The following is a 22,009-nucleotide window of genomic DNA, read 5'->3' on the forward strand; positions in this document are numbered from 1 at the left end:
GCGAGTGTTTCGAGGCGGCTGGGTACTCGCCCCGCGCCCGGCGGGCAAGGGATGGCATGAGGCGAGGAGGGCGTGGGTGAATCCCGGACACGGTGCTGCGGGGGAGCGGTTCGCGGACGCGGTGGACGCCCGGCTGCCTGTCCATGACGGGGCCGGCCGGCTGCTGCGCAAGGCCTTCCCCGACCACTGGTCGTTCTTCCTCGGCGAGATCGCCCTCTACAGCCTGATCGTCCTGGTGCTCACCGGCGTGTGGCTGACGTTCTTCTTCAAGCCCGAGATGCGGGACGTCGTCTACCAGGGGACGTACGTCCCGCTGCGCGGGCAGCCGGTGTCCGGAGCCTTCGACTCCACCCTGCGGATCAGCTTCGACATCCGCGGCGGACTGCTGATGCGCCAGGCCCACCACTGGGCGGCGCTGGTCTTCGTCGCCGCGATCGGCGCGCACCTGCTGCGGATCTTCTTCACCGGCGCCTTCCGCAGACCCAGGGAGATGAACTGGGTCATCGGCGTCACGCTCTTCGCGCTCGCCCTGGCCGAGGGCTTCGCCGGTTACTCGCTCCCCGACGACCTCCTGTCCGGCACCGGACTGCGGATCGCCCAGGGCATCATGCTCTCCCTCCCCGTGGTCGGGACGTACGTGAGCATGTTCGTGTTCGGCTCCGAGTTCCCCGGTCACGACATCATCCCCCGGCTGTACAGTCTGCACATCCTGCTGCTGCCGGGCGCGCTGATCGCCCTGGTCACCATCCACCTGATCCTGGTCTTCCACCTGAAGCACACCCAGTGGCGCGGGCCGGGCCGGACCAACGGGAACGTGGTGGGCAAGCCGCTCTACCCGCAGTTCTCGGCCTCCTCCATCGGCCTGTCCCTCACCGTCGGCGGACTGCTGGTGGCGCTCGCCGGGGTCGCCCAGGTCAACCCGGTCTGGAAGTACGGCCCCTACCGCCCCGACCAGGCGTCGACCGGCTCCCAGCCGGACTGGTACGTGGGCTTCCTGGAAGGCTCGCTGCGCCTGGTGCCACCCTGGGAGACGAACGTCGCCGGGCACACCCTGATGTGGAACGTCCTGCTGCCGGCCGTGGTCCTGCCCGCCCTGCTCTTCGCCGTCCTGTACGCCTACCCCTTCGTCGAACAGCGGCTGACCGGGGAGTGGCGGCAGGAACAGCACCTCAGCGAGCGCCCCCGGGAGCGGCCCGTGCGGACCGGCCTCGGAGTGGCCGGGGTGACCTTCTACGGGGTCCTGGTGCTGGCCGGCGGCAACGACGTGGTGGCGCAGAGCTTCCGGATCTCGGTGAACGCCCTGACCTGGATCCTGCGCGTCACCCTGGTGGTCGGCCCCGTCGTCGCGTTCTTCGTCACCCGCGGGCTCTGCCGGGCCCTGCTGTATGCGGAACAGGAGCGGCTGGCCGAGGGCGAGGAGACCGGTGAGGTCCGGCAGACGATCGCCGGCGGCTACGAGAGCGAGCACCGGCCGGTGACCTCGTTCCGGCCGGGAGCCCCACGCCGGCCGCTCAGTCCTGATCAACCCCCCGGTTCACGTACTGGAACACCAGCCCGGCGACACCCCGGGCCAGAACACCGAAGCCGATGAGGAACAGCCACAGCCCGAACACCACCCCGGTCGCCGCCAGCGCGAAGCCGAGCGCGGTGACGATCGGCCAGGGACTGTGCGGCGGGAAGAACTCGACCGCACCGGCGGAGTCCGCCACCTCCGCCTCCGTGCGGTCCTGGTCGCGCGGGCCGTGCCGCAGGAAGGTGACCGCGCAGAAGAACGACACCAGCGTCGCCATCGCGAACGCCACGATCAGCGCCGCCGTCCCGGCCGGGTCGGCCCGCGACCACGCCCCGTAGAGCGCGGCGGCGGCCCCGAAGAAGACGGCCACCCCGCCGAAGAGCAGTGCCTCGACCTTCATCGCAGCCCCTCCTTCTCCGCCAGCCGGGTGATCTCCGGATGGTGCAGGTCGAACGCTGGCGACTCCGACCGCACCCGGGGCAGTGCCGTGAAGTTGTGCCGCGGCGGCGGGCAGCCCGTCGCCCACTCCAGGCCGCGCCCGAACCCCCACGGGTCGTCCTCCTCGACCCGCTTCCCCCGGTGGGCGGTGAGCCAGACGTTGTACAGGAACGGCAGCGTGGAGACGCCCAGCAGGAACGCGCCCGCCGACGAGAGGGTGTTGAGGAGGGTGAACCCGTCGGCCGGCAGATAGTCGGCGTACCGGCGGGGCATGCCCTCGGCGCCCAGCCAGTGCTGCACCAGGAAGGTCAGCTGGAACCCCGGGAAGAGCAGCCAGAAGTGCACCTTCCCCCACCGCTCGTCGAGCATCTTCCCGGTGAACTTGGGCCACCAGAAGTAGAACCCGGCGAACATGGCGAAGACCACCGTGCCGAAGAGCACGTAGTGCAGGTGCGCCACGACGAAGTAGGAGTCGGTGACGTGGAAGTCGAGCGGGGGCGACGCGAGGAGCACTCCGCTCAGCCCGCCGAGCAGGAAGGTCACCAGAAAGCCCATCGACCACAGCATCGGGGTCTCGAACGAGAGCGAGCCCCCGCGCATCGTCCCGATCCACGCGAAGAACTTGATGCCGGTCGGCACGGCGATCAGGAACGACATGACGGAGAAGAACGGCAGCAGCACGGCGCCGGTCGCGAACATGTGGTGCGCCCAGACGACCGCGGAGAGCATGGTGATGGAGGTCGTGGCCCCGATCATCGGCAGGTACCCGAACAGCGGCTTGCGCGAGAACACCGGGATGATCTCGGAGATGATGCCGAAGAACGGCAGCGCCACGATGTACACCTCGGGGTGCCCGAAGAACCAGAACAGGTGCTGCCACAGCAGCGCCCCGCCGTTGTGGGCGTCGAAGACGTGCGAGCCGAACTTCCGGTCGGACTCGAGGGCCAGCAGCGCGGCCGTCAGCACCGGGAACGCGGGCAGCACGAGGATCGACGTGAACAGCACGTTCCAGGTGAACATCGGCATCCGGAACATGGTCATGCCCGGGGCGCGCAGACACAGGACGGTGGCGAGGAAGTTCACGGCGGTCAGGGTCGTCGACACGCCCGAGACCACCAGCCCCATCACCCACAGGTCACCGCCGGGCCCGGGGGAGAAGTAGGCGCTGTTCAGCGGTGCGTAGGCGAACCAGCCGAAGGCCGCGGCCCCGCCGGGCACCAGGAACCCGGAGACCACGATCAGTCCGCCGAACAGGTACATCCAGTACGAGAGCGCGTTGAGCCGGGGGAAGGCCAGGTCCGGGGCGCCGATCTGGAGCGGCATGATCGCGTTCGAGAAACCGGCGAACATCGGCGTCGCGAACAGCAGCATCATGATCGTGCCGTGGATGGTGAGGAACTGGTTGTACGTCTGGTTGCTGAGGAACTGCAGCCCGGGACGGGCCAGTTCGGCTCGCATGCCCAGCGCCAGCAGCCCGGCGAGGAGGAAGAAGCAGAACGCCGTCACCATGTACAGCCGGCCGATCACCTTGTGGTCGGTCGTGGACGCCCAGCCCAGCAGCCTGCGCCCCAGCGGAGCCGGTCCCGCGGGAGGCGTGGGCGCTTCGCCGACGCGTTGCGAGACTTCGCTCATGGTCCTCCTCGGCCGTTCCGGGCGCGGAAAGCGCCTCGCGGGTGCCCTGCCCTCCGTACCCGGAAACCGCCGGCCTGCGCGGGCCGGGCTGCCGTCCGCGGCGACGAAACCGGCAGAACAGACGAAGGGGACAGGTCGGCTCCGAGGTGACGCTACCGCTGACCCGCCGAAGACCGGGTCCGCCACGCCCCGCCGTCGGGGCATTCGATGCCGGCCGGCGGGTACCCGGCGCTGATGTACACAGCACTCGAGCAACTGGCAGCCGCCGGCTCGGCGGCAGGGATGATCATCATCGTCGTCTGTGGCGTGCTCCTCACGGCCGCCCTGATGGCGGCCGTGCGCCTCGGCATCGGGGTGCGGCGGCGGGAGTCGGCACCGCCACGGCGTTCGGAGCACCCGAAACTGCCCGACTCCGGGCCGGTGTACGAGGAGCGGACCATGCGCGAGCCGAACGAGGTGCCCCAGGCGGGGGACGGGGACGAACGCCTCACCCCGCACCAGCTCGGCAACGCGCCCAGCAGGCCCAGCGGCGACCAGACCCGCCCGCGCTGGCAGCCCGGCTCCAGCGGATCCTTCGGCAGCGGGGGCGGTGGCGCGAAGTGAGGCCGCCTGAGTCCAGGTAAGCCCACGCAGCGGCGGGTGGGGCCGCTCGGGCAGGGCATCGTGAGCGCGTCGAGCGTGCGCAGCAGACTGGCGCGCCGGTCGCGGGTGATCACCGCGACGGTGACTCGGCCGTCAGACACGCCGGTCAGTTCCTTCCCGCGCGGGGACGGCCCGCGAGGCCGCCCGGAGGACGTCCTCGACGCCGATCAGCAGCAGGCGTGGGTCGGGGACCGTGCCGTGCGGGTCACCGGGCGGCCCCGGCCGCCACAGGGCGACGTGCCGGGGGAGCCCAGGGGGCGGTCCCCACAGGCGGGGCGAGACCGGTCCGAAGAGGGTCACCGACGCCGTGGCGTGCGCGATCGCCAGGTGGGCGAGGCCGGTGTCGCCGCTGACGACCAGCGCGGCACGGGCCACCAGCGCGGACAGCGCGCCGAAGGGCAGCCCGCCGCAGAGCGCGTCCCGCGCGGGGACTCCGGCCGCTTCGGCGACGGCCTCGACCAGGGAGTCCTCGCCCGGTCCGCCCGTGACCACGACCCGCCGGCCGGCGCCGCGCAGCCGCCGGGCGACCTCGCCGAACCGCTCCGCGGGCCAGCGCCGGGCCGCCGCGTCCGCCCCCGGGTGGACGACGACCGCGCCCGGCGCCGGGGAGGGCACCGCCGGCGGAGGGAGCCGCACGTCGGACGGGTCGGCGGGGATGCCGTAGGAGCGGAGGAAGCGGCACCAGCGGTCGCGCTCGTGCTCGTCCACCCGCCAGATCGGCGGCCGTCCCGGGTCCGCGTGCGCGAGCAGCCGGCGGGGCCGCAGGGCGGCCAGCGCGTCGCGGCTCTCGGGGCCGTTGCCGTGCAGGTCGATCGCCAGGTCCGGGGGCGGCCCCGGCCAGTGGGTGAGGGAGGGCACGGCCCGGTCCGGGGCCTCGGCGGGCAGCACCGCGTCCACCGCGCCGGTGGCCAGCGCGGCCTCGGCGAGGGCCGCGGGCACGGCGAGGACGACATGGTGGCCGGGGTGGGCCCGGCGGATGCCGCGCAGCGCCGGGACGCCGGTGAGCAGGTCGCCCAGTCCCAGCGCGCGCAGGACCAGCAGCCGGGGCGCTCGGGGGGCGGTCAGCGCCGTCACCCCCGGAGGGCCGCGCGGGCCGCGATGCCGCTGGTGGAGCGGCCGTCCAGGTAGGGGAAGAGGACCACCTGTCCGCCCCAGCCCGCGACGAGCGGGGCCTCCGGCAGCGGGGCCATGGCGTAGTCGCCGCCCTTGGCCCAGATGTGCGGGCGCAGCTCGCCGAGCAGCCGTTCGGGGGTGTCCTCCTCGAAGACGGCGACCGCGTCGACGCACTCCAGCGCGCGCAGCACCCGGATCCGGTCGGCGACGGTCACCAACGGCCGGCCGTCGCCCTTGCGGCGGCGCACCGACGCGTCCGAGTTGACGCACACGATCAGGCAGTCGCCGCTGCGGCGGGCGGCCTGCAGGAGCGCGACGTGTCCGGCGTGCAGCAGGTCGAAGCAGCCGCCCGCGGCGACCACCGTGCCGCCGGCCGCCCGCACCCGGGCCGCGACGCGCAGCGCGTCGTCCGCCGGTCCCGCCTCGGGACCCGGTGCCGCCTCGGACTCGGTGACCAGGGAGCGCATGCCCCCTTCGGCGACGTACCGGGTGGCCGCGTGCACGGCGGCGCCGACGGCCGTCTCGGTCAGCTCGCCGTCGGCCAGCGCTCCGGCGGCCGTCGCCGCGAACCGGTCCCCGGCGCCGCACGCGTCCCCCTCGGCCGTCACCGGCGAGGGCACCAGCAGCGGGGTCCCGCCGTGGGACAGCAGCGCCCCCCGGCCGCCCAGCGTCACGGCGACCGAGGCGGCCCGCCAGGCGCCGACGAGGGTGTCGGCGTCCCGGGCGGCGGTGCGCAGCCCGGCGGAGTCGTCCGCCGGCTCCGCCTTCGTGCCGAGCCGGGCGGCGAAGGCACGGGCCTCGGTGGCCGACGGCGTCGCCACCCGGATCCCCGGCACCGGCGCGCCGCCCCGCGGATGCGGGTCCCAGACCACCGGAACCCGCCCGGCGGCCAGGCGCAGCGGCTCCCGCAGGGCATCGGCGCTGCCCCGGCCGTAGTCGGCGACGAGCACCGCGCCCGCCTCCAGGACCGCCCGGCGGGCCTCGTCGGTGGCCTCGCGGGCGCGGCCCTCGCCGTCGTCCAGGCGCAGCACCGGCCGGCCCTCGGCGAGCACCCTGGTCTTGCAGGACAGGGTGCCGTCCAGGGGCAGCCCGACCACCCGCACTCGGTCCGCCAGCAGCTCGCGCAGGCGGGCGCTGGCCGGGTCGTCCCCCAACGCGGTGATGAGCGTGACCCCCCGGCCGTCGGCGGCGGCCAGGCAGGCCGCGAGGGCCGCGCCCCCGGGGCGGGTGGTGCGCCGTACGCCGCTGACCACGGGCACCGGGGCGTCGGGGGCGAGCCGGTCGGCCCGCCCGCACAGGTCGTGATCGAGCAGCGCGTCACCGACGACGAGCAGCGGGTCGGGGCCGGTCATGCGCCCTCCTTCCCGGCCACCGTCCGGCGCGGCGACGCACCGGACGGCGTGCCGGGCGGCGCGTCAGGCGGCTCGACGGCCCGGTCGAAGGCCTCGCAGATCATGTGCACGGCCACCAGGTGCAGCTCCTGGACGGTCGCGCCGGTGGCCGCGGCCACCGCGAGCGCCTCGTCCGCGCAGGCCTGCAACGGGTTGGGCGCGGGACCGGTGGCCGCCCACACGGACATCCCCAGGCGCTGCGCCCGGACCGCCGCGACCAGCAGGTTCGCGCTGGCCCCGCTGGTGGACAGCAGCATCAGGACGTCCCCGGCGCGGCCGTGCGCGGCCACCTGGCGGGCGAAGATCTCCTGGACCCCGTAGTCGTTGGCGATGGCGGTGGTCGCCGAGGTGTCGGCGTGCAGCGCGAGCGCCGAGAACGGCGGCCGGTCCTCCCGGTACCTGCCCACCAGCTCGGCGGTCAGATGCTGGGCCTGCGCGGCACTGCCGCCGTTGCCCGCGACCAGCAGTCGGGCCCCGCCGGACATCCGCCCGGCCAGGTCGGTGCCCCACCGCTGCAGCAGCGGGGCGTCGGCCCGGAAGGCCTCCAGCGCCTTCATCAGGTCGTCGCAGTGCGTGACGTCGGTGGCGAGGGTCATCGCAGCACCCCCGACATCGAGGGCACGCCGGCCACGGCGCCGTAGACCTCGGTGAGTCCGTCGGCCACCCGGTCCCAGGTGTAGCGGTCGAGCACCCGGTGCCGGCCGGCCGCGCCGTACGCGTCGAGCCGCGCGGGGTCGTCGAGCAGAGCGCGGATCGTGGCCGCGGTGTCGTGGTCGTCGTCCGAGGGGACCAGCAGACCGGTCAGGCCGTCGACCACCGTGTCCAGCTGGCCGCCCACGGCGGTGGCCACCACGGGGGTGCGGCAGGCCATGGCCTCGACGGGGACGATGCCGAACGGCTCGTACCGCGGCAGCGACAGCACCAGGTCCGCGCTGGACATCAGTGCGGGCATCCGCTGCCGGCTCACCCCGCCCAGCAGGCCCACCCGCTCGGACACCCCGTACTCGCGGGCGACGCCCCACAGCCGTTCGGCCTCGGGTTCCGCGGTGAGCAGCGCCGGTTCCGGGCCGCCGGCGATCAGCAGCTGCGCGTCCGGGACACCGGCCAGCGCGCGGATCGCCCGGTCGAATCCCTTGCGGGGGACGAGCCGGCCGACCGTCAGCAGCCGCCGGGGACTGCCGCCGGCCCCGCGCCGCAGCCCCGGAACAGGGGAGAACTGCACCGGATCCACTCCGCAGGGCACCACCGAGACGTGGCCCGTGGGCAGGCCCATCGCCGCCAGCTCGGCCACCTCGTCCTGACACGTCGCGACGATCGCCGCGCACTGCCGGCCCACCGACGTCTCGATGGCGACGCGTTCGGGCGGGCTGGTGTCGGCGGCTCCCTGATGGCGCCGCTTCACGGTGCCCAGGGCGTGGTACGTCTGCACCACCGGCAGGCCCAGGCCGCGGGCGCCGGCCAGTGCCGCCATCCCGGACATCCAGAAATGGGCGTGCACCACGTCCGGTGGGGCGAGCGCCCACTCCCGGGCCAGCCGGTCTCCGAACTCCGGCATGTACTGGAGCAGTTCGTCCTTGGGTATCGGCGCGGCCGGACCGGCCGGCACATGGACGACCTGCACGCCGTCCGGGGCGACGACCCGGTCCGGCAGCCGCGTCCCGTCCCGCCGGGTGTAGACGACCACCTCGTGACCGCGGCGGGCGAGCACTCCGGCGACCTGCGCGACGTACACGTTCTGGCCGCCCGCGTCCGGTCCGCCGAGCTCGGCCAGTGGGCTGGCGTGCTCCGAGACCATGGCGACGCGACCGGCCGGCTTGGGGCTGTGGCTCATCGGGTGACCTCCTTGATCAGGCGCTCCCAGTCGTCCCGGAAACGGCGTTCTCCGTAGCGGGCCTGTACCGCGGCCCGAGCGGCCTCCCCGGCCGATCTGGCGTACGCCGGGTCCGCGAGGAATCCGCGCACGGCGTACTGCAGGACGTCGAACCGGTTGGAGACGACCCCGGCACCGTCCGGCACCGCCTCGCGGACCTCGGTGGTGGCCAGGGCCACCACGGGCATCCCGAGGAACATCGCCTCCAGCAGGGACAGCCCGAGCGACGTCCAGCGCACGGGGTGGATGTACATGCGGCGGCGGGCCATCTCCGGATGCAGCTCGCCCTGCGGCAGGTCGCGGCAGCGGCAGCGGTCCGCCGGCAGCCCCAGGTGGGCGGCGAGCGGGCCGGTGCGCATCCCGAACACGTCCAGCGGCACCCACTCGGCGAACCGGGGCAGCAGGTCGGTGCCGGTGGTGCGGCCCCTGCGGACGGGGTCGTTGACGACGACCGCGGCCCGCGGCTCGGTCCCGGTCCACAGGTGCCCGGGGTCGATGATCCCGTGCTCGACGACCGCGGTGGGCGCCCGCCCGTTGTCCCACATCAGACGGTTGAAGTGGGTGACGTGCACGACGGTGATGTCGTCGCGGTCGGCCAGCGGGTGCCGGGTGCCCTCGGGCGTCCCGTGCGGGCTGTTGTGCTCGACGTACACGGCCGGCACGTCCACGCCGGGCCGGCGGCCGGTCCACGCGCGCGCCAGGTCCAGCTCGTGCGGCCGCTGCAGCACCATCAGGTCGATGTCCGCCTCGCGCAGCTGTTCCGGCGTCACCTCGCGCACCGAGTCGGGCCACCGCCAGGTGCGGGCCCGGCCGAGACCGTCGGGCCCGCGGTCCGGGGTCACCGGCACGAGGAAGGTGTAGGGGCCGCGGACGAACGACGTCAGCCATGAACCGTGCACGTGCCATATCAGGACGTTCATCGGGATCTCCTGCTCACATGCCTTTCAGAGAAGCTTCTGCACCGCGTCGACCACGTCCTGCGCGGTCACCTCCTCCAGACACGGATGTCCGGGGACGGGACAGTGCCGGGCCCTGCTGTCCGCGCAGGGCGCCCACTGGTCGCCGAGCAGCACGCTCGGCACTCCGTAGGGCGCCCAGCGCTCGGCCGGGACCACCGGTGCGAAGAGGGAGACCACCGGCGTTCCGACGGCGGCCGCCAGGTGTGCGGGCCCGGTGTTCCCGCACACCACCGCTCCGGCCAGCCGCAGCACACCCGCCAGAGTTTGGGGGTCGGTGCGGCCGCCGAGGTCGATCCCCGCCTCCCCGCTCACCGACCGGGTCAGTTCGGTCTCACCCGGGCCGCCGGTCACCACGACCCGGTGGCCCGCGTCGGCCAGCAGCCCGACGGCCTCGGCGCACCGCTCGGGACTCCAGGCGCGGGCCGGTGCGCTGGCCCCGGGGTGGACCACCACGTAGGGGCCGCGGCCGGTGAGGGCCACCGTGTCCGGGGGCGGCAGCACCCGCAGCCGCCCGTCGTCACCGGGCCGGGGCAGGAAACCCAGCGCCATCGCGGTGTCCAGCGCGGCCTCGACCTCGTGCCGTCCCTCGCCCCGCTGGTGCCGTACGTCCAGCAGCCGCCCGGGATGGTCGACGCTGTCGGCGCCGATCCGCCCCACGCCCGCCAGCCGCAGCAGCAGCGCTGTCGGCAGGGAGCTCTGATGAAACGAGGTGAGGACGAGAGCCACGTCGAACGCGCCCGCCCGAAGCCGTCCCAGCAGGCCGTCGACGTCCGACTCGGCCACGGAGGGCGGGTCGAAGCCCTCCCAGGGCGCCTCCCACACCAGGACCTCGTCGAGACCGGGTAGCAGCCGGGCGGCCGGTTCGCCGCGCGGCCCGCAGACCATGGTGACGTGGGAGCAGTGCGCGGCGACGGCGCGCACGGCGGGCCCGGCGAGCAGCACGTCGCCGAAGCTGTCGAGGCGTACGACCAGTGCCCTCACGACCCGTCACCGCCCAGCAGCCCGCGGACGGCACAGAGCAGGTCCGGGGCGGTGACCGGGGCCCGCGCGACCTCTTCGGGCCGGGTGGCCGCGTTCGGCACCAGCACCCCTCGCGCGCCGGCGGCCCGAGCGGCCCCCAGGTCGGCGGCGATGTCGCCGATCACCACGCAGGCGCCCGGCGCGCTGCCCAGTCGCCGTGCCGCCCGCAGCACCAGTCCGGGGCGGGGTTTGCGGCAGTCGCAGCCGGCCTCGGGCGGATGCGGACAGTACAGCCACACGTCGACGCCGCCCAGCAGCGCGTCGGCCCGTGCGTTGACGCGCCGCACGTCGGCATGGGTGAGCAGGCCGCGCCCGATGCCGGACTGGTTGCTGACCACGCCGGTGGCGACGCCGGCGCCCCGCAGCAGGTCCACCGCCTGCCGGGCGCCGGGCAGCAGGCGGACCCGCTCCGGGTCGCCGTTGTAGGGCACATCGGCGATCAGGGTGCCGTCGCGGTCGAACAGGACGGCGGTGACGGCCCGCGGGGGCGCTCCCGACGGGCGCGTGGGACCGGGTCCGGCGGCGGTCACGAGGTGCTCCGCAGTGGTGCGGAGGCGGTGGTGCGCTCGCCGTGGTGACGCAGCGGCCCGGCGCCGCGGTGCCGGATCAGCCCGGTCAGCCAGTGACGCACCGCGAGCGGCGGGATGAGCACGCTGGTGGCGGTCATCACGGCCGTCTCCCGGGGGGTGCGCGGACCCGGCAGGATGCGGGCCAGGGCGAACTCGGCGGTCCCGGCCGCCCACAACGCCGCGGCGGCAACGGCGGACCGGCGGCGGCCGACCAGCGTGAGAGCGGTCGCGGCCAGGGCCGCCGCCGTCACGAGCGCGTGCCGGGGCAGCCGCCCGCGCGGTGCGCGGGCCCGGTCCCACCAGTCGGGGCCGTGCAGCCGGGTCATGAGGGCGTCGTCGGCGTTGCCCCGCTGGGCCCGTACCGACACCCAGGGGCCGGCCGGCCGCACCGGATGACGGGTGGCCCGCTGCCCGTGGTGCAGCGCCCAGCCTGCTTCCAGGATCCGCAGCGCCAGGTCGGCATCCTCGCGAAAAGCCCTGCGGAACCGCTCGTCGAAGCCGCCGACCTCGGCCAGAACCGCGGTGCGGTACGCCATGTCGGCCGTCGCCCAGGCCGCCTGCTCCAGCCCCGCGGTGCTCCGCTCCCAGTCGGTGGGCCTGCGGTCGGCCGGCAGCGGCACGGTCAGCCGGCCCTGGACACCGCCCACGGACGGCGCCGCCCCGCCCAGGTCGTCGGCGAGCCGGTGGGACCAGCCGAACAGCACCTGCACGTCGTCGTCGAGGAAGACGGTCCACGGTGTGCCGACCGTGCGCCAGCCGGCGTTGCGGGCGGCCGCCGGGCCCCGTCCGCCGGTCCGCAGCACGCGGAGCCGCTCCCGCAGCGGGCCCGCCGCGTCGAGCGGCAGCGGCGCGGCGGGCCCGGGACGGTCGTCGACCACGACGACCGCCTCGGGGAGCGGGCCGCCGGCCGCGCCGAGTGCCCGCAGGCAGTCGGCGAGACACGCCCGGCCGATCGTCGGGACGACCACGCTGTAGGCCGGCGTACTCATCCGAAGACCTCCCTGCGGCGGACCGCGAACGGGCCGAGGGCCAGCAGGTCCACGGGCGCGGAGCCGAAGCACTCCAGGGCGTCGCGCGGGTCGTCCACCATCGGCCGGCCCGCGGTGTTCAGGCTGGTGTTGACGACCACGGGCAGCCCCGTCCGGGCCTCGAACCCCTCGATCATCCGGGCCACCAGCGGTTCCTCGGCCCGGTCCACGGTCTGGATGCGGGCCGTGCCGTCCACGTGCACGACCGCCGGGATGCGGGTCCGCCACTCCTCGGCGACCTCATGGACGAAGAGCATGTACGGGCTCGGCAGCGGCCCGTCGAACAGCTCGGCGGCCCGCTCGGCGAGCACCATCGGGGCGACCGGCCGGAACTCCTCACGCCCCTTCACGGCGTTCAACCGCTCCAGGTTGGCCGCCCGGCCGGGATGGGCGAGCAGCGAGCGGTGCCCGAGCGCCCGGGGGCCGTACTCGCTGCGCCCCTGGAACCAGGCCACGATGCCGTCCCGGGCCAGCTCGGCGGCCACGGTCTCGGCGATGTCGGCGGGCTCCTCGTACGGCACGGCCGCGCGCTCCAGCCAGGCCCGCAGCTCGTCGTCGCGCCAGCCCCGGCCGAGCGCGGCGCCCGGCATCGCCTCCACCGTCTCCTTCTGGTTCGCCACGTGCAGGGCGGCGCCGAGCGCGGTGCCGGCGTCCCCGGCGGCCGGTTGCACCCAGATGGTGTCGAAGGAACTCTCCCGGAACAGGCGCGAGTTGGCGACACAGTTGAGCGCCACCCCACCGGCCAGGGTCAGCACCTGCTCGCCGGTCCGCTCGTACAGCGAGCGCACCAGCCCCAGCAGGACCTCCTCCAGAGCGGCCTGCGCGCTGGCCGCCAGATCGGCGTGGCCCTCGGTCCAGCCGTCGCCGCGGGACCGGGCCGGCACCAGCGACGCCCAGGGCACCGGCCGGGCCCGGAAGCCGCCGCCGTCCCCGTTCCCCGCCTCCAGGCGGACGTACTCCCGCAGCACGTCGAGGAAGCGCGGGCGGCCGTAGGAGGCCAGCGCCATCACCTTGAACTCGTCGCTGCTGCGCAGGAATCCGAGATGCTGGGTGAGGTCCTCGTAGAACAGGCCCAGCGAGTCCGGCAGCGACTGCGCCGACAGGACCTCCAGTTCACGGTTGACGTAGCGGCCGGCCAGATGGGAGCCGCACTCGCCGCGGCCGTCCAGCACCAGGACCGCGCAGTCGGGATACGGGGAGGCCTGACCGGCGGAGGCGGCGTGGGCGACATGGTGGGCGACGAAGCGCACCTTCTCCGGGTCGAGTCCGGGCAGCGCCTCGGCCAGGAACGCCGGGGCCTGCCGGGCGTACTCCTGGCGCAGCCCGTCCCAGGGGTCGTCGAGGCCCAACTGCTCTGCCGGAAGGGCGAGTCCGGGGTCGTAGGAGTAGGCGACCGCGTCCAGGTCGGCAGCGCTCAGCCCGGCCTGGTCCAGGCACCAACGGGCGGACCGCTCGGGCAGTTCCCACGCGGAGAAGGGCAGTGGGCGTTTGCCGTGTTTGCGCCGGCTGAAGCGTTCCTCCTCGGCCGCCGCCACGATGCGGCCGTCCAGCACCAGGGCGGCGGCCGGATCGTGGAAGAGAGCGTTGATTCCCAGGACGCGCATGCGGTGCCTCCGAGACGGTGGGCGGGGCGGGAGTCAGCCGCGCGGGTCCGGCGCGGCGGCCGGACGGGCGGCGAAGTAGGCGATGGTCTGCTTGATGCCCTCCTCCCAGGGCACCTGGGGCGTCCAGCCGAGGAGCTCACGGGCCAGCGTGGTGTCGGGCCGGCGGCGCTGCGGATCGTCGGTGGGCCGCTCGACGAACTCGATCGGGGACCCGGATCCGGTCAACTCCCGTACCCGCCGGGCGATGTCGCGGACGGTGACCTCGTCGCTGCCGCCGATGTTGACCGGGCGCACCGACCGGCTGGCTGCGACCAGCAGGATCCCCGCCACGGTGTCGTCGACGTAGCACAGCGAGCGGGTCTGGCTGCCGTCGCCGGCCACCGTCAGCGGCTCGCCGGCCAGCGCCTGGCAGACGAACGTGGGCACGGCACGCCCGTCCAGGGCGCGCATCCGCGGCCCGTAGGTGTTGAAGAGACGGACGATGCCCGCGTCGGCGCCCCGGCTGCCCGCATGCGCGGTGACCAGCGCCTCGGCGAACCGTTTGGACTCGTCGTACACGCTGCGCGGACCGACCGGGTTCACGTTGCCCCAGTAGTCCTCGCGCTGCGGGTGCACCAGCGGATCGCCGTACACCTCGGACGTCGAGGCCAGCAGGAAGCGTGCTCCGTCCCGCTCCGCGACGTCCAGCATGTTGCGGGTGCCCAGACTTCCCACGTCCAGCGTCTCCAGGGGATGACTCAGGTAGTCGGCGGGGGAGGCCGGACAGGCGAAGTGCAGGACCAGGTCGTACGGCCCGGTCAGCTTCCGGCCGACGTCCGGCGCGCTGACGTCGTGCTCGACGTACCGGAAACCGGTCCGGCCGGCCAGGTGGGCGACGTTCTCCCGGGCACCGGAGAGCAGGTTGTCGACGCAGTCGACTTCGACCTCCGCATCCAGCAGGCGTTCGCACAGGTGGCTGCCGAGGAAACCGGCTCCGCCGGTCACCACGGCATGCCGCCAGGGCAGGGCTGACGAGGCATCAGTCATGGGATGTCCTTCGACCGCTACCGGGGCCACACGGGACCACACGCCCGGGCACTGCAGGTCCGGCGCGGTGCAAGAGGTGACAGTGAGATGTGAAAGAGAAGGTTCGATGGGGGTCGGGGCCGAGCGGTCCGACCGTCCGCGGTCCGGCCGGCTGCGGCTGCCGCCGTCTTCCCGGCGGCTCTGGGACGGAGTTCCCGTGCCAGTAGCTTTCACACGTTGATTCCAGTATGCGCGCTTCGTCCCATGGCGCAGCCCGTGTGAGGTGCCCGGCTGCGGGCACTCGTGCCGCGGCGGGCCCGGATCCCGGACCGCCGTGCCACGTGTGGAGGTGAAGGGCATGGGACATGGGGGAAACGTCATCGACGAGCTGATGACCGACCACCGGGAGGTGGAGGAGATCTTCGGCAAGATCGAGGCACTGCCGTCCGGTGACAAGAACCGCAAGTTGTACGCCGACCAGGCCACGATGGAACTGGTACGGCACTCGGTGGCCGAGGAGGCCTATCTCTACCCGGCGGTGCGTGAGCACGTCGAGGGCGGCGGCGCGCTGGCCGACAAGGAGCTGGAGGACCACGCCAAGGCCGAGCAGATCATGAAGGATCTGGAGAGCTGCGAACCGGACGACGCCCGGTTCGACTCGCTCCTGACCTCCCTCATGAGCGAGATCCGCATGCACGTGGAGGACGAGGAGCAGAACCTCTTCCCGAGGCTGCGCGCGGCGTGTCCGCCGGACGCCCTCGACGACCTGGGCGACAAGGTCCGCCAGGCCAAGAAGACGGCGCCGACCCGTCCGCACCCGGCGGCCCCGGACAAGCCCCCGGCCAACAAGATGCTGGCGCCCGGCGCCGGCCTGGTCGACCGGCTCCGTGACGCGCTGACGGGCCGCGGCAAGCCCGACTGACCCGCACCCTGCCGTCCGACCCAGGGGCCCGGCGCCGAGCGCGCCGGGCTCCGGCACGTTCTCGGCACCTTCCCGGGGCGGCCTCCCGGCGTGGCCCCGGCCGGGTCGGACCGGCGATGCGGTGCGGGGCGGACCGCCGCGCCCCGCGCAGGGGCGATGCACGCCGCGTGATGCAGGCTGCGATGCGCGCAAGGTGATGCACGCTGCGTGATGCCCGCAGCGCGGCCCAGGATGCACGCGGCGCGGTTCTGGGGGGACGGTTCGGAGTGGCCGCAGTCGTGTTCAGGCGTTGAAACCAACTGAGCGGCCCCTGTGAGCAAGCACACTCGGTGGTCAATTCGGGCACGGCGCGCGCGGATTGGCCGTGCCGTGGTCGCGAGGGAGAAGCAGTCGCTCCCGGGCCGGGCGCACCGTCTGCCACCATGGCGGAGCCTCATCGACCGGATGGAGCCGCCGTGCAGCGCAGCCGGCGCCCTCCGCCTCCGCCGGTCCCCTCCCGCCTCCCCGGTTGCCGAGTACCGCTGTGTCTGCTGCCCCTGCCTTTCCCCCTGCCCAGGCGTCTCGCCCCGCCCAGACCTCCGCGAACGCGTCCCGCTCGCCCTGGCGGTCACTGCGCCATCCCGGAATGCGCTGGTGGTCCGCCGCGAACTTCCTGTCCAACGCGGGCACGTGGATGCAGCTCACGGTGCAGAACCTGCTCGTGCTCCACATCACCGGCTCGGCCGCCGCCACCGGCCTCTCGGTGTCCGTGCAGGCCGCCCCGGCCCTTTTCATCAGCGTGTTCGGCGGCGCGGCCGTGGACCGCTGGCCCCGCCGCACCACCGTGGCGGTGAGCCAGGCACTGCTCGGCGCCGTCGCCTTCACCACAGCGTTGCTGGTGGCCCTGGACCGGCTCGACATGACCGGCCTGCTCCTGCTGGCCGCGGTGACCGGCGTCATCGCCACCGTCGACGGACCCGCCTGCGCCCTGCTGGGCAACGACCTCGTCCCCGCGGAGGACCTCCCGTCCGCGATCGGCGTGGGCGCGCTGGTGCACAGCGCGGGCCGGCTGGTCGGCACCGCCCTGGCCGGGGTGACGGTCGGCTTCCTGGGTACGGCCTCCGCGTACCTGGCCAACGGAGTGTCGTTCCTGCTCGTGGCGTCGGTGGTGCCGTTCCTGCGCCCGGTGCGGGACGCCGGGGCCCCGGCGTCGCCGACCCTCTCGGAACCCGCTGCCCAGGAGCCCGCGCTCACCGTCCGCGAGGGGCTGGCGTTCTTCGCCCGCCGGCCGCGACTGGTCGCACTGGCCTGCGTCTCCGCCGTCAGCTCGGTCTTCGGACGCAACTACGGGCTGACCCTGGCGGTCCTGGTCACCGGACCGCTGGCCGGCGGGGCGGGCGCCTTCGGCACCGTCTCCGCCGTGCTGGCGGCGGGCGGCATCGTCGGGGCCGTCCTGGGCGGGCGGCTGCGCCGGCCCTCGGTGCGGCTCGTCGGCCTCCTCGCCGCAGTCGGCGGAGTGCTGCAGGCGGTGGCGGGGCTGTCCCCGTCGCTGCTCGTGCTGCTGGTGCTCGTGCTGCCCATGGCGGCGGTGGAGTCCGTCTCCGACACGGCCATGACGTCCGTCCTGCAGACCGACCCGCCCGCACATCTGCGCGGCCGCGTGCTCGGCGTCTGGAACAGCATCGGGACCGTGTGGAGCCTCGGCGGGCCCCCGCTGCTCGGCCTGCTCATGCAGACGGCCGGGGCCCGCGGGGCGCTGGTGGGCGGCGGCCTGTTCGTCGCCGGGAGCATCGCGGCCGGCTTCGCCGTACGGGTACGGCGCACCTCGGCCCCCGTGGCGATCCGGCCGCCGCACGGCGACGCGACCCTGCCGGAGGCCCTGGAGACGGCCGCCTGAGCGGTGGGGCTCAGGCCGAGACGGGGCGGCCGGGCCGGTCGAGGCGCCGCAGCAGCTGCGCGTGGTGCAGCGCGGCCACGGGCGCGAGCAGGTCGGGATGGCGCAGCAGGGACGCCGCCCGCCGGTCGTCCTCGTCCGGGACGAGCAGCCGCCGGAAGTCCACCGGCCCCGACGCCAGGTGTTCCCCCGTCCCGAGCGCGCCGACCGCGGCGCTCGCCAGCTCGGGGTCGCCGAGCAGGCCGGCGGCCCAGCTCGCCACCACCTCGTCCACCCAGGTGCGCCAGTCGCCGTCCGGGTCGTCAGCGGCGTCACCGCCGGTGACCCAGTCCAGCCGCGCCGAACCTCCGGGCCCCGTCATGGCGACCAGACCCGCGTCCAGCGCCGTCGGATAGCGCAGCCAGGCCGCGACCGTCACGGCCTGCCGTACCTGGGCTTCGCACCGCGCGGCAGCGAAGGCGCCGCCGTGAGCGGGAAAGGCGCCCGCGAGCCAGCGCGCGGTGGCCGCGATGAGCGGGGAGAGATCTGCGAGCACTGCCGAACCGTCCGAGAACTTGCCTGCCGACCAGGTAGCCGACCGGGGAACTGATCGGAACCAGTCGGAAACCGACCAGGATCCGGCAAAACGGTATCCCGAGGCGGGCTCGCGGAGATAGAGCGCGTGACGCGGGACCACGTGGTTCTGCACACAGCGCGGCCGCAGCTCCCGCGGGGCGCCGAAGCGCCCCGCACACGACGGAACCCCGGGCCCGCTGGGGGCCCGGGGTTTTCCCGGGGGAGAGATCCGGTACCGGTCGGGGCACTCAGCCCGGCGCAGTCAGTGCAGGCCGCCAGGGTCGCCGGGCCGGATCCGGCCGCGCCAGGCGCCGCTCTCGGCGCCGCGCTTCTCGATGAAGTCCTTGAAGCGACGCAGGTCACCCTTGACCCGCCGGTCGATCATGCCGAGCGCGTCGGCGCCCTTCTCGGCCAGCCCGGAGGGCTCCACGTCCATCGTGAGCTCGACCCGCGTGTGCGTCGGGTCCAGTGGCTCGAAGCGGACGGACCCGCGCTGCCGGGTGTCACCGTCGATGGTCCGCCAGGTGATCCGGTCGTCCGGCAACTGGTCGACGATCTCGGTGTCGAACTCGCGCCGCACCCCGCCGATGCTGGTGGTCCAGTGGTTGTGGCGGTCGTCGAGCTGCGTGACCTCGTCGACACCCTCCATGAAGTTCGGGAAGTCCGCGAACTGGGTCCATTGGTTGTAGGCCGTGTGGATCGGGACGTCGACGTCCACGGCTTCCTTGACCGTGCTCATCTGTTCCTCCTCGTCGCAGGCTCAGTCCCGGGGCGCGGTGCGCCCCCGGAGGGTCCTCTCGTTGGCCTCGGGGTTCGGGGTGATCGGGTCGCCGGACCCGGCCCGCTCGGGCGCGCCCCGGTCGGCGTCCGCCCGCCCGGCCCGCTTCCCGACCTGCTCCAGCAGCTCGTCCTCGGCGGTCCGGGGCCCCTCGGCCTTCGCGTCGTGCTCGGTTCGCTTTCGCACAGCGGCCGGGTACCCCACTCGACGCGGAGGCAACACCCGGCGGCCGGACGAATACGATCAGCCGCTGACCAGCACGTCCCGGGCCGTGCCGACCCGCAGCTCCTCCAGCGTGCTCGTCTGCCGCCGGGCCCGTTCGATCAGTGCGTCGAGTGCCCGCTCGTCGAGGCGGTCGTCCACCTCGGCCAGCGAGCGCAGGGTCCGCCAGCCGAGTTCCTTGCCCTTGACCCCCAGCCGGAGGAACTCGAGCTCGACCACCAGCGTCAGCGGCGAGGGGCGCAGGAGACGTCCGTTGCTCTTGAGGCGCCCGAGTCGCTCGGCCGTGCCGGCGGCGACGGTCTTGTACCGGCGCTCCGGCACGCCCAGGCGCCGCATGACGCCGACCAGGCTCGCGCGGTCCTCGGCGATCTCCTCCGCCAGCGCCCGCAGGGTTCCGGCCGCCGGGGTGTCACGATGCGACCGGGCCATGAACCGGGCGCGGCCGGCTCCGGCCGTGGCCCCGGCCAGGTGGTCGTTGAGATAGATCCCGAGCAGGTCCGTCCGGAGTCCGCCCACCGTCGGGCGGGTGGGGTGGTGGGTTGTTGTCGTCATCGCTCGTGTCCTCGTTTCCCGCCGCCTGCGGTGTGGCGGCAGCAGCCGGGTACCCGGCGAGAAGCGTGGAATCCGGTCGGCCGCGACACCCGGCGCGCCCTCGGAGCATCATGGAACCCCCGCGGGAGAGGAGGGTGCCGTGAACGCTGTAGTGGAGAGCGTGCGGATACCCGCCACCGGGGTGCGGCTCGACGCCGACGTGGCCGTGCCCGAGGCGGCGAAGGGCGTCGTGCTGTTCGCGCACGGCAGCGGCAGCAGCCGCCACAGTCCCCGCAACCGCTTCGTCGCCGGCGAACTGCGCGCCGCCGGGATCGGCACTGTCCTCGCCGACCTGCTCACCCGTGACGAGGAGACGGCCGACGAGCTCACGGGCGCGCTCCGCTTCGACATCGGCCTGCTCGCCGCGCGCCTGGTCGGCCTCGCCGACTGGCTCCGCGGGTACCCGCCGGCCGCGGGCCTGGGGTGCGGGTTCTTCGGCGCCAGCACGGGTGCCGCGGCCGCGCTCGTCGCCGCCGCCGAGCGCCCGGACGCGGTCCGTTCGGTCGTCAGCCGGGGAGGCCGACCGGATCTGGCCGGGGACGCACTGCCGTCCGTCCGGCAGCCGACCCTGCTGATCGTCGGCGGGCGGGACCGCGAGGTCCTGCGGCTCAACCGGGCGGCGATGGCACGGATTCCGGGCGAGACCCGGCTGGAGGTCGTCCCAGGCGCCACGCACCTGTTCGAGGAGCCCGGCACTCTGGAACGTGTCGCGCAGCTGGCCGGCGACTGGTTCACCCACCGACTGCCCCGCTGACACCAGCAGCCGGTCCATCGCGTCGGCGCACACCTCCCTCCGCCCGCGCCGGACGCCGAGGCGCCGTCCAGGGTTGCAGTGCCTGCGCGATCGGCGTTCCCTGGAAGTGTCCGATGGTGAACACGAGCGCCCAGGGTTACGGCATGGACCGGGGGCCTGCCTTGACGTGTTTCTCCTGGCCAAAGCCTCGGGTCCGCGCGGTCCGTCCGCCGCCCGGCGTTCGACGCGGAGGTGAGCCAGGTGAAAGCCGTTGTCTACGAGAAGCCGTTCAGCGTCGCCGTCAGGGACGTCGACGATCCACGGATACAGCACCCGAACGACGTGCTGGTACGGGTCACGTCGACCGCCATCTGCGGGTCCGACCTGCACATGTACGAGGGGCGTACGTCCGCCGAGTCGGGCATCGTCTTCGGGCACGAGAACCTCGGCATCGTCGAGGAGACCGGCTCCGGCGTGACCTCGCTGTCCGAGGGCGACCGGGTCGTCATGCCCTTCAACGTCGCGTGCGGCTTCTGCAAGAACTGCCTGGCCGGCAAGACCGGCTTCTGCCTCACGGTGAATCCGGGCTTCGCCGGCGGCGCCTACGGCTATGTGGCCATGGGCCCCTACAAGGGCGGTCAGGCGGAGCTGCTGCGGGTGCCGTTCGCCGACTTCAACTGCCTGAAGCTGCCGCCGGGCAACGAGTTCGAGACCGATTTCGTGCTGCTCGCCGACATCTTCCCGACCGGCTACCACGGGTGCGAGCTCGCGCAGGTGACACCCGGCGAGAGCGTCGCCGTCTTCGGAGCCGGACCGGTCGGGCTGATGGCCGCGTACTCCGCGCTGCTGCGCGGCGCGTCCAAGGTGTTCTCGGTCGACCGGGTGCCCGAGCGGCTCGCCAAGGCCGAGGAGATCGGCGCGACACCGATCGACTTCACCAAGGGCGACCCGGCCGAACAGATCAAGGAGCAGACCGCGGGAGAGGGGACGGACAAGGGCGTCGACGCCGTCGGTTACCAGGCCCAGGCGCACGACGCGAGTCACGAGGAACCCGCCGTCGTCCTGAACAGCCTCGTCGAGACGGTACGGCCGACCGGCATGCTCGGCGTGCCTGGTCTGTACGTCCCGTCCGACCCGGGCGGACCGGACGAGCACGCCAAGCACGGGCAACTGCTGGTGTCCATCGGCAGGATGTTCGAGAAGGGTCAGCGGATGGGTACCGGTCAGTGCAACGTCAAGCAGTACAACCGCCAGTTGCGTGACCTGATCATCGCGGGGCGGGCCAAGCCCAGCTTCGTGGTCTCCCATGAACTGCCGCTGGAGGAGGCGCCGGGCGCCTACGAGAAGTTCGACCAGCGGATCGAGGGCTACACCAAGGTCGTCCTGCACCCCGGGCACGCACTCGCGGCGTAGCACCGACACGACCCGACACGACCCGATTCCACACGACCCGACACGGCGTGGCACGACACGGCGTGGTGCGTGCGGCGGGCCGGGCGGCGCTCGCAAGGACCGCCGCACCGCCGCACGTCCACCGTCGCACACGCGCTG

At 74.0% G+C, this 22,009-nt stretch carries 22 protein-coding genes; 6 read left to right on the forward strand and 16 right to left on the reverse strand.

Annotated elements, in window-relative coordinates:
* The first annotated feature begins 76 nt into the window (after window positions 1–76).
* Window positions 77–1,591 (forward strand): ubiquinol-cytochrome c reductase cytochrome b subunit, encoded by a 1,515-nt coding sequence (locus AB0M11_RS06355; protein WP_365701982.1) that lies wholly within the window; start codon window positions 77–79, stop codon window positions 1,589–1,591.
* On the opposite strand, the gene AB0M11_RS06360 is transcribed toward AB0M11_RS06355, so the two are convergent.
* A complete protein-coding gene (locus AB0M11_RS06360; RefSeq protein ID WP_365701985.1) occupies window positions 1,512–1,913 on the reverse strand; it encodes a cytochrome c oxidase subunit 4 in 402 nt (133 codons plus the stop codon). The two genes, AB0M11_RS06355 and AB0M11_RS06360, sit on opposite strands and share 80 nt — an antisense overlap.
* Window positions 1,910–3,583 (reverse strand): cytochrome c oxidase subunit I, encoded by a 1,674-nt coding sequence (ctaD, locus tag AB0M11_RS06365; RefSeq protein ID WP_365701987.1) that lies wholly within the window; start codon window positions 3,581–3,583, stop codon window positions 1,910–1,912. Before ctaD ends, AB0M11_RS06360 begins: the two co-directional genes overlap by 4 nt.
* Before the next feature lie 234 nt (window positions 3,584–3,817).
* On the opposite strand from ctaD, the gene AB0M11_RS06370 reads away from it, so the two are divergent.
* On the forward strand, window positions 3,818–4,186 hold the full coding sequence (locus AB0M11_RS06370; protein ID WP_365701989.1) for a DUF6479 family protein: 369 nt from the start codon (window positions 3,818–3,820) through the stop codon (window positions 4,184–4,186).
* A 132-nt stretch (window positions 4,187–4,318) separates the two neighbouring features.
* On the opposite strand, the gene AB0M11_RS06375 is transcribed toward AB0M11_RS06370, so the two are convergent.
* Genes AB0M11_RS06375 through AB0M11_RS06420 form a run of 10 tightly spaced genes read right to left on the reverse strand, consistent with a single transcriptional unit; the run spans window position 4,319 to window position 14,805 of the window.
* Window positions 4,319–5,299 (reverse strand): glycosyltransferase family 9 protein, encoded by a 981-nt coding sequence (locus AB0M11_RS06375; protein ID WP_365701991.1) that lies wholly within the window; start codon window positions 5,297–5,299, stop codon window positions 4,319–4,321.
* A complete protein-coding gene (locus AB0M11_RS06380; protein WP_365701993.1) occupies window positions 5,296–6,690 on the reverse strand; it encodes a PfkB family carbohydrate kinase in 1,395 nt (464 codons plus the stop codon). Before AB0M11_RS06380 ends, AB0M11_RS06375 begins: the two co-directional genes overlap by 4 nt.
* On the reverse strand, window positions 6,687–7,325 hold the full coding sequence (locus AB0M11_RS06385; RefSeq protein ID WP_365701995.1) for an SIS domain-containing protein: 639 nt from the start codon (window positions 7,323–7,325) through the stop codon (window positions 6,687–6,689). Before AB0M11_RS06385 ends, AB0M11_RS06380 begins: the two co-directional genes overlap by 4 nt.
* Window positions 7,322–8,560, reverse strand: coding sequence for a glycosyltransferase (locus tag AB0M11_RS06390; protein WP_365701997.1), 1,239 nt, complete (start codon window positions 8,558–8,560; stop codon window positions 7,322–7,324). Before AB0M11_RS06390 ends, AB0M11_RS06385 begins: the two co-directional genes overlap by 4 nt.
* Window positions 8,557–9,519 carry a glycosyltransferase gene (locus AB0M11_RS06395; protein WP_365701999.1) on the reverse strand — a complete coding sequence of 321 codons (963 nt, stop codon included), beginning with the start codon at window positions 9,517–9,519 and terminating at the stop codon, window positions 8,557–8,559. Before AB0M11_RS06395 ends, AB0M11_RS06390 begins: the two co-directional genes overlap by 4 nt.
* Window positions 9,520–9,543: 24 nt before the next feature.
* Window positions 9,544–10,539 carry a glycosyltransferase family 9 protein gene (locus AB0M11_RS06400; protein ID WP_365702001.1) on the reverse strand — a complete coding sequence of 332 codons (996 nt, stop codon included), beginning with the start codon at window positions 10,537–10,539 and terminating at the stop codon, window positions 9,544–9,546.
* On the reverse strand, window positions 10,536–11,108 hold the full coding sequence (locus AB0M11_RS06405; RefSeq protein ID WP_365702003.1) for an HAD-IIIA family hydrolase: 573 nt from the start codon (window positions 11,106–11,108) through the stop codon (window positions 10,536–10,538). The genes AB0M11_RS06400 and AB0M11_RS06405 overlap by 4 nt, the downstream gene beginning before the upstream one ends.
* On the reverse strand, window positions 11,105–12,136 hold the full coding sequence (locus AB0M11_RS06410) for a glycosyltransferase (RefSeq protein WP_365702005.1): 1,032 nt from the start codon (window positions 12,134–12,136) through the stop codon (window positions 11,105–11,107). Before AB0M11_RS06410 ends, AB0M11_RS06405 begins: the two co-directional genes overlap by 4 nt.
* Window positions 12,133–13,779 (reverse strand): carbamoyltransferase C-terminal domain-containing protein, encoded by a 1,647-nt coding sequence (locus AB0M11_RS06415; protein ID WP_365702006.1) that lies wholly within the window; start codon window positions 13,777–13,779, stop codon window positions 12,133–12,135. Before AB0M11_RS06415 ends, AB0M11_RS06410 begins: the two co-directional genes overlap by 4 nt.
* Window positions 13,780–13,812: 33 nt before the next feature.
* Window positions 13,813–14,805, reverse strand: coding sequence for an NAD-dependent epimerase/dehydratase family protein (locus AB0M11_RS06420; protein WP_365702008.1), 993 nt, complete (start codon window positions 14,803–14,805; stop codon window positions 13,813–13,815).
* Window positions 14,806–15,142: 337 nt separating this feature from the next.
* Here AB0M11_RS06420 and AB0M11_RS06425 point away from each other — a divergent pair, with 337 nt between their 5' ends.
* Both AB0M11_RS06425 and AB0M11_RS06430 read left to right on the forward strand, forming a co-directional pair.
* A complete protein-coding gene (locus AB0M11_RS06425; RefSeq protein ID WP_365702010.1) occupies window positions 15,143–15,706 on the forward strand; it encodes a hemerythrin domain-containing protein in 564 nt (187 codons plus the stop codon).
* A 508-nt stretch (window positions 15,707–16,214) separates the two neighbouring features.
* On the forward strand, window positions 16,215–17,582 hold the full coding sequence (locus AB0M11_RS06430; RefSeq protein WP_365702012.1) for an MFS transporter: 1,368 nt from the start codon (window positions 16,215–16,217) through the stop codon (window positions 17,580–17,582).
* 10 nt (window positions 17,583–17,592) lie between these two features.
* On the opposite strand, the gene AB0M11_RS06435 is transcribed toward AB0M11_RS06430, so the two are convergent.
* From AB0M11_RS06435 to AB0M11_RS06450, 4 genes are all read right to left on the reverse strand, one after another.
* A complete protein-coding gene (locus AB0M11_RS06435; protein WP_365702014.1) occupies window positions 17,593–18,114 on the reverse strand; it encodes a hypothetical protein in 522 nt (173 codons plus the stop codon).
* 282 nt (window positions 18,115–18,396) lie between these two features.
* On the reverse strand, window positions 18,397–18,873 hold the full coding sequence (locus AB0M11_RS06440; RefSeq protein ID WP_365702016.1) for an SRPBCC family protein: 477 nt from the start codon (window positions 18,871–18,873) through the stop codon (window positions 18,397–18,399).
* A gap of 21 nt (window positions 18,874–18,894) precedes the next feature.
* The gene (locus AB0M11_RS06445) at window positions 18,895–19,098 is read right to left on the reverse strand and encodes a hypothetical protein (RefSeq protein WP_365702018.1); all 204 of its coding nucleotides are present in this window, start codon (window positions 19,096–19,098) and stop codon (window positions 18,895–18,897) included.
* A 57-nt stretch (window positions 19,099–19,155) separates the two neighbouring features.
* Window positions 19,156–19,686 (reverse strand): hypothetical protein, encoded by a 531-nt coding sequence (locus tag AB0M11_RS06450; RefSeq protein ID WP_365702020.1) that lies wholly within the window; start codon window positions 19,684–19,686, stop codon window positions 19,156–19,158.
* A 139-nt stretch (window positions 19,687–19,825) separates the two neighbouring features.
* Between AB0M11_RS06450 and AB0M11_RS06455 the strand changes: the two genes are divergently transcribed.
* Together AB0M11_RS06455 and AB0M11_RS06460 are read left to right on the forward strand one after the other, a co-directional pair.
* Entirely contained in the window at window positions 19,826–20,479 is a 654-nt protein-coding gene (locus AB0M11_RS06455; RefSeq protein ID WP_365702022.1) for an alpha/beta fold hydrolase, read from the forward strand.
* A gap of 240 nt (window positions 20,480–20,719) precedes the next feature.
* Complete coding sequence (locus tag AB0M11_RS06460) at window positions 20,720–21,871, forward strand: glutathione-independent formaldehyde dehydrogenase (RefSeq protein WP_365702024.1); 1,152 nt, start codon at window positions 20,720–20,722, stop codon at window positions 21,869–21,871.
* Window positions 21,872–22,009: the final 138 nt, after the last annotated feature.

This window comes from Streptomyces sp. NPDC051987 (genome assembly GCF_040680735.1).
GTDB lineage: Bacteria > Actinomycetota > Actinomycetes > Streptomycetales > Streptomycetaceae > Streptomyces.

Coding starts and splice junctions, on each gene's coding strand:
- AB0M11_RS06360 (WP_365701985.1), bottom strand. CDS start 1,913: ATGAAGGTCGAGGCACTGCTCTTCGGCGGGGTGGCCGTCTTCTTCGGG.
- ctaD (WP_365701987.1), bottom strand. CDS start 3,583: ATGAGCGAAGTCTCGCAACGCGTCGGCGAAGCGCCCACGCCTCCCGCG.
- AB0M11_RS06370 (WP_365701989.1), top strand. CDS start 3,818: ATGTACACAGCACTCGAGCAACTGGCAGCCGCCGGCTCGGCGGCAGGG.
- AB0M11_RS06380 (WP_365701993.1), bottom strand. CDS start 6,690: ATGACCGGCCCCGACCCGCTGCTCGTCGTCGGTGACGCGCTGCTCGAT.
- AB0M11_RS06385 (WP_365701995.1), bottom strand. CDS start 7,325: ATGACCCTCGCCACCGACGTCACGCACTGCGACGACCTGATGAAGGCG.
- AB0M11_RS06390 (WP_365701997.1), bottom strand. CDS start 8,560: ATGAGCCACAGCCCCAAGCCGGCCGGTCGCGTCGCCATGGTCTCGGAG.
- AB0M11_RS06395 (WP_365701999.1), bottom strand. CDS start 9,519: ATGAACGTCCTGATATGGCACGTGCACGGTTCATGGCTGACGTCGTTC.
- AB0M11_RS06410 (WP_365702005.1), bottom strand. CDS start 12,136: ATGAGTACGCCGGCCTACAGCGTGGTCGTCCCGACGATCGGCCGGGCG.
- AB0M11_RS06415 (WP_365702006.1), bottom strand. CDS start 13,779: ATGCGCGTCCTGGGAATCAACGCTCTCTTCCACGATCCGGCCGCCGCC.
- AB0M11_RS06420 (WP_365702008.1), bottom strand. CDS start 14,805: ATGACTGATGCCTCGTCAGCCCTGCCCTGGCGGCATGCCGTGGTGACC.
- AB0M11_RS06425 (WP_365702010.1), top strand. CDS start 15,143: ATGGGACATGGGGGAAACGTCATCGACGAGCTGATGACCGACCACCGG.
- AB0M11_RS06440 (WP_365702016.1), bottom strand. CDS start 18,873: ATGAGCACGGTCAAGGAAGCCGTGGACGTCGACGTCCCGATCCACACG.
- AB0M11_RS06450 (WP_365702020.1), bottom strand. CDS start 19,686: ATGACGACAACAACCCACCACCCCACCCGCCCGACGGTGGGCGGACTC.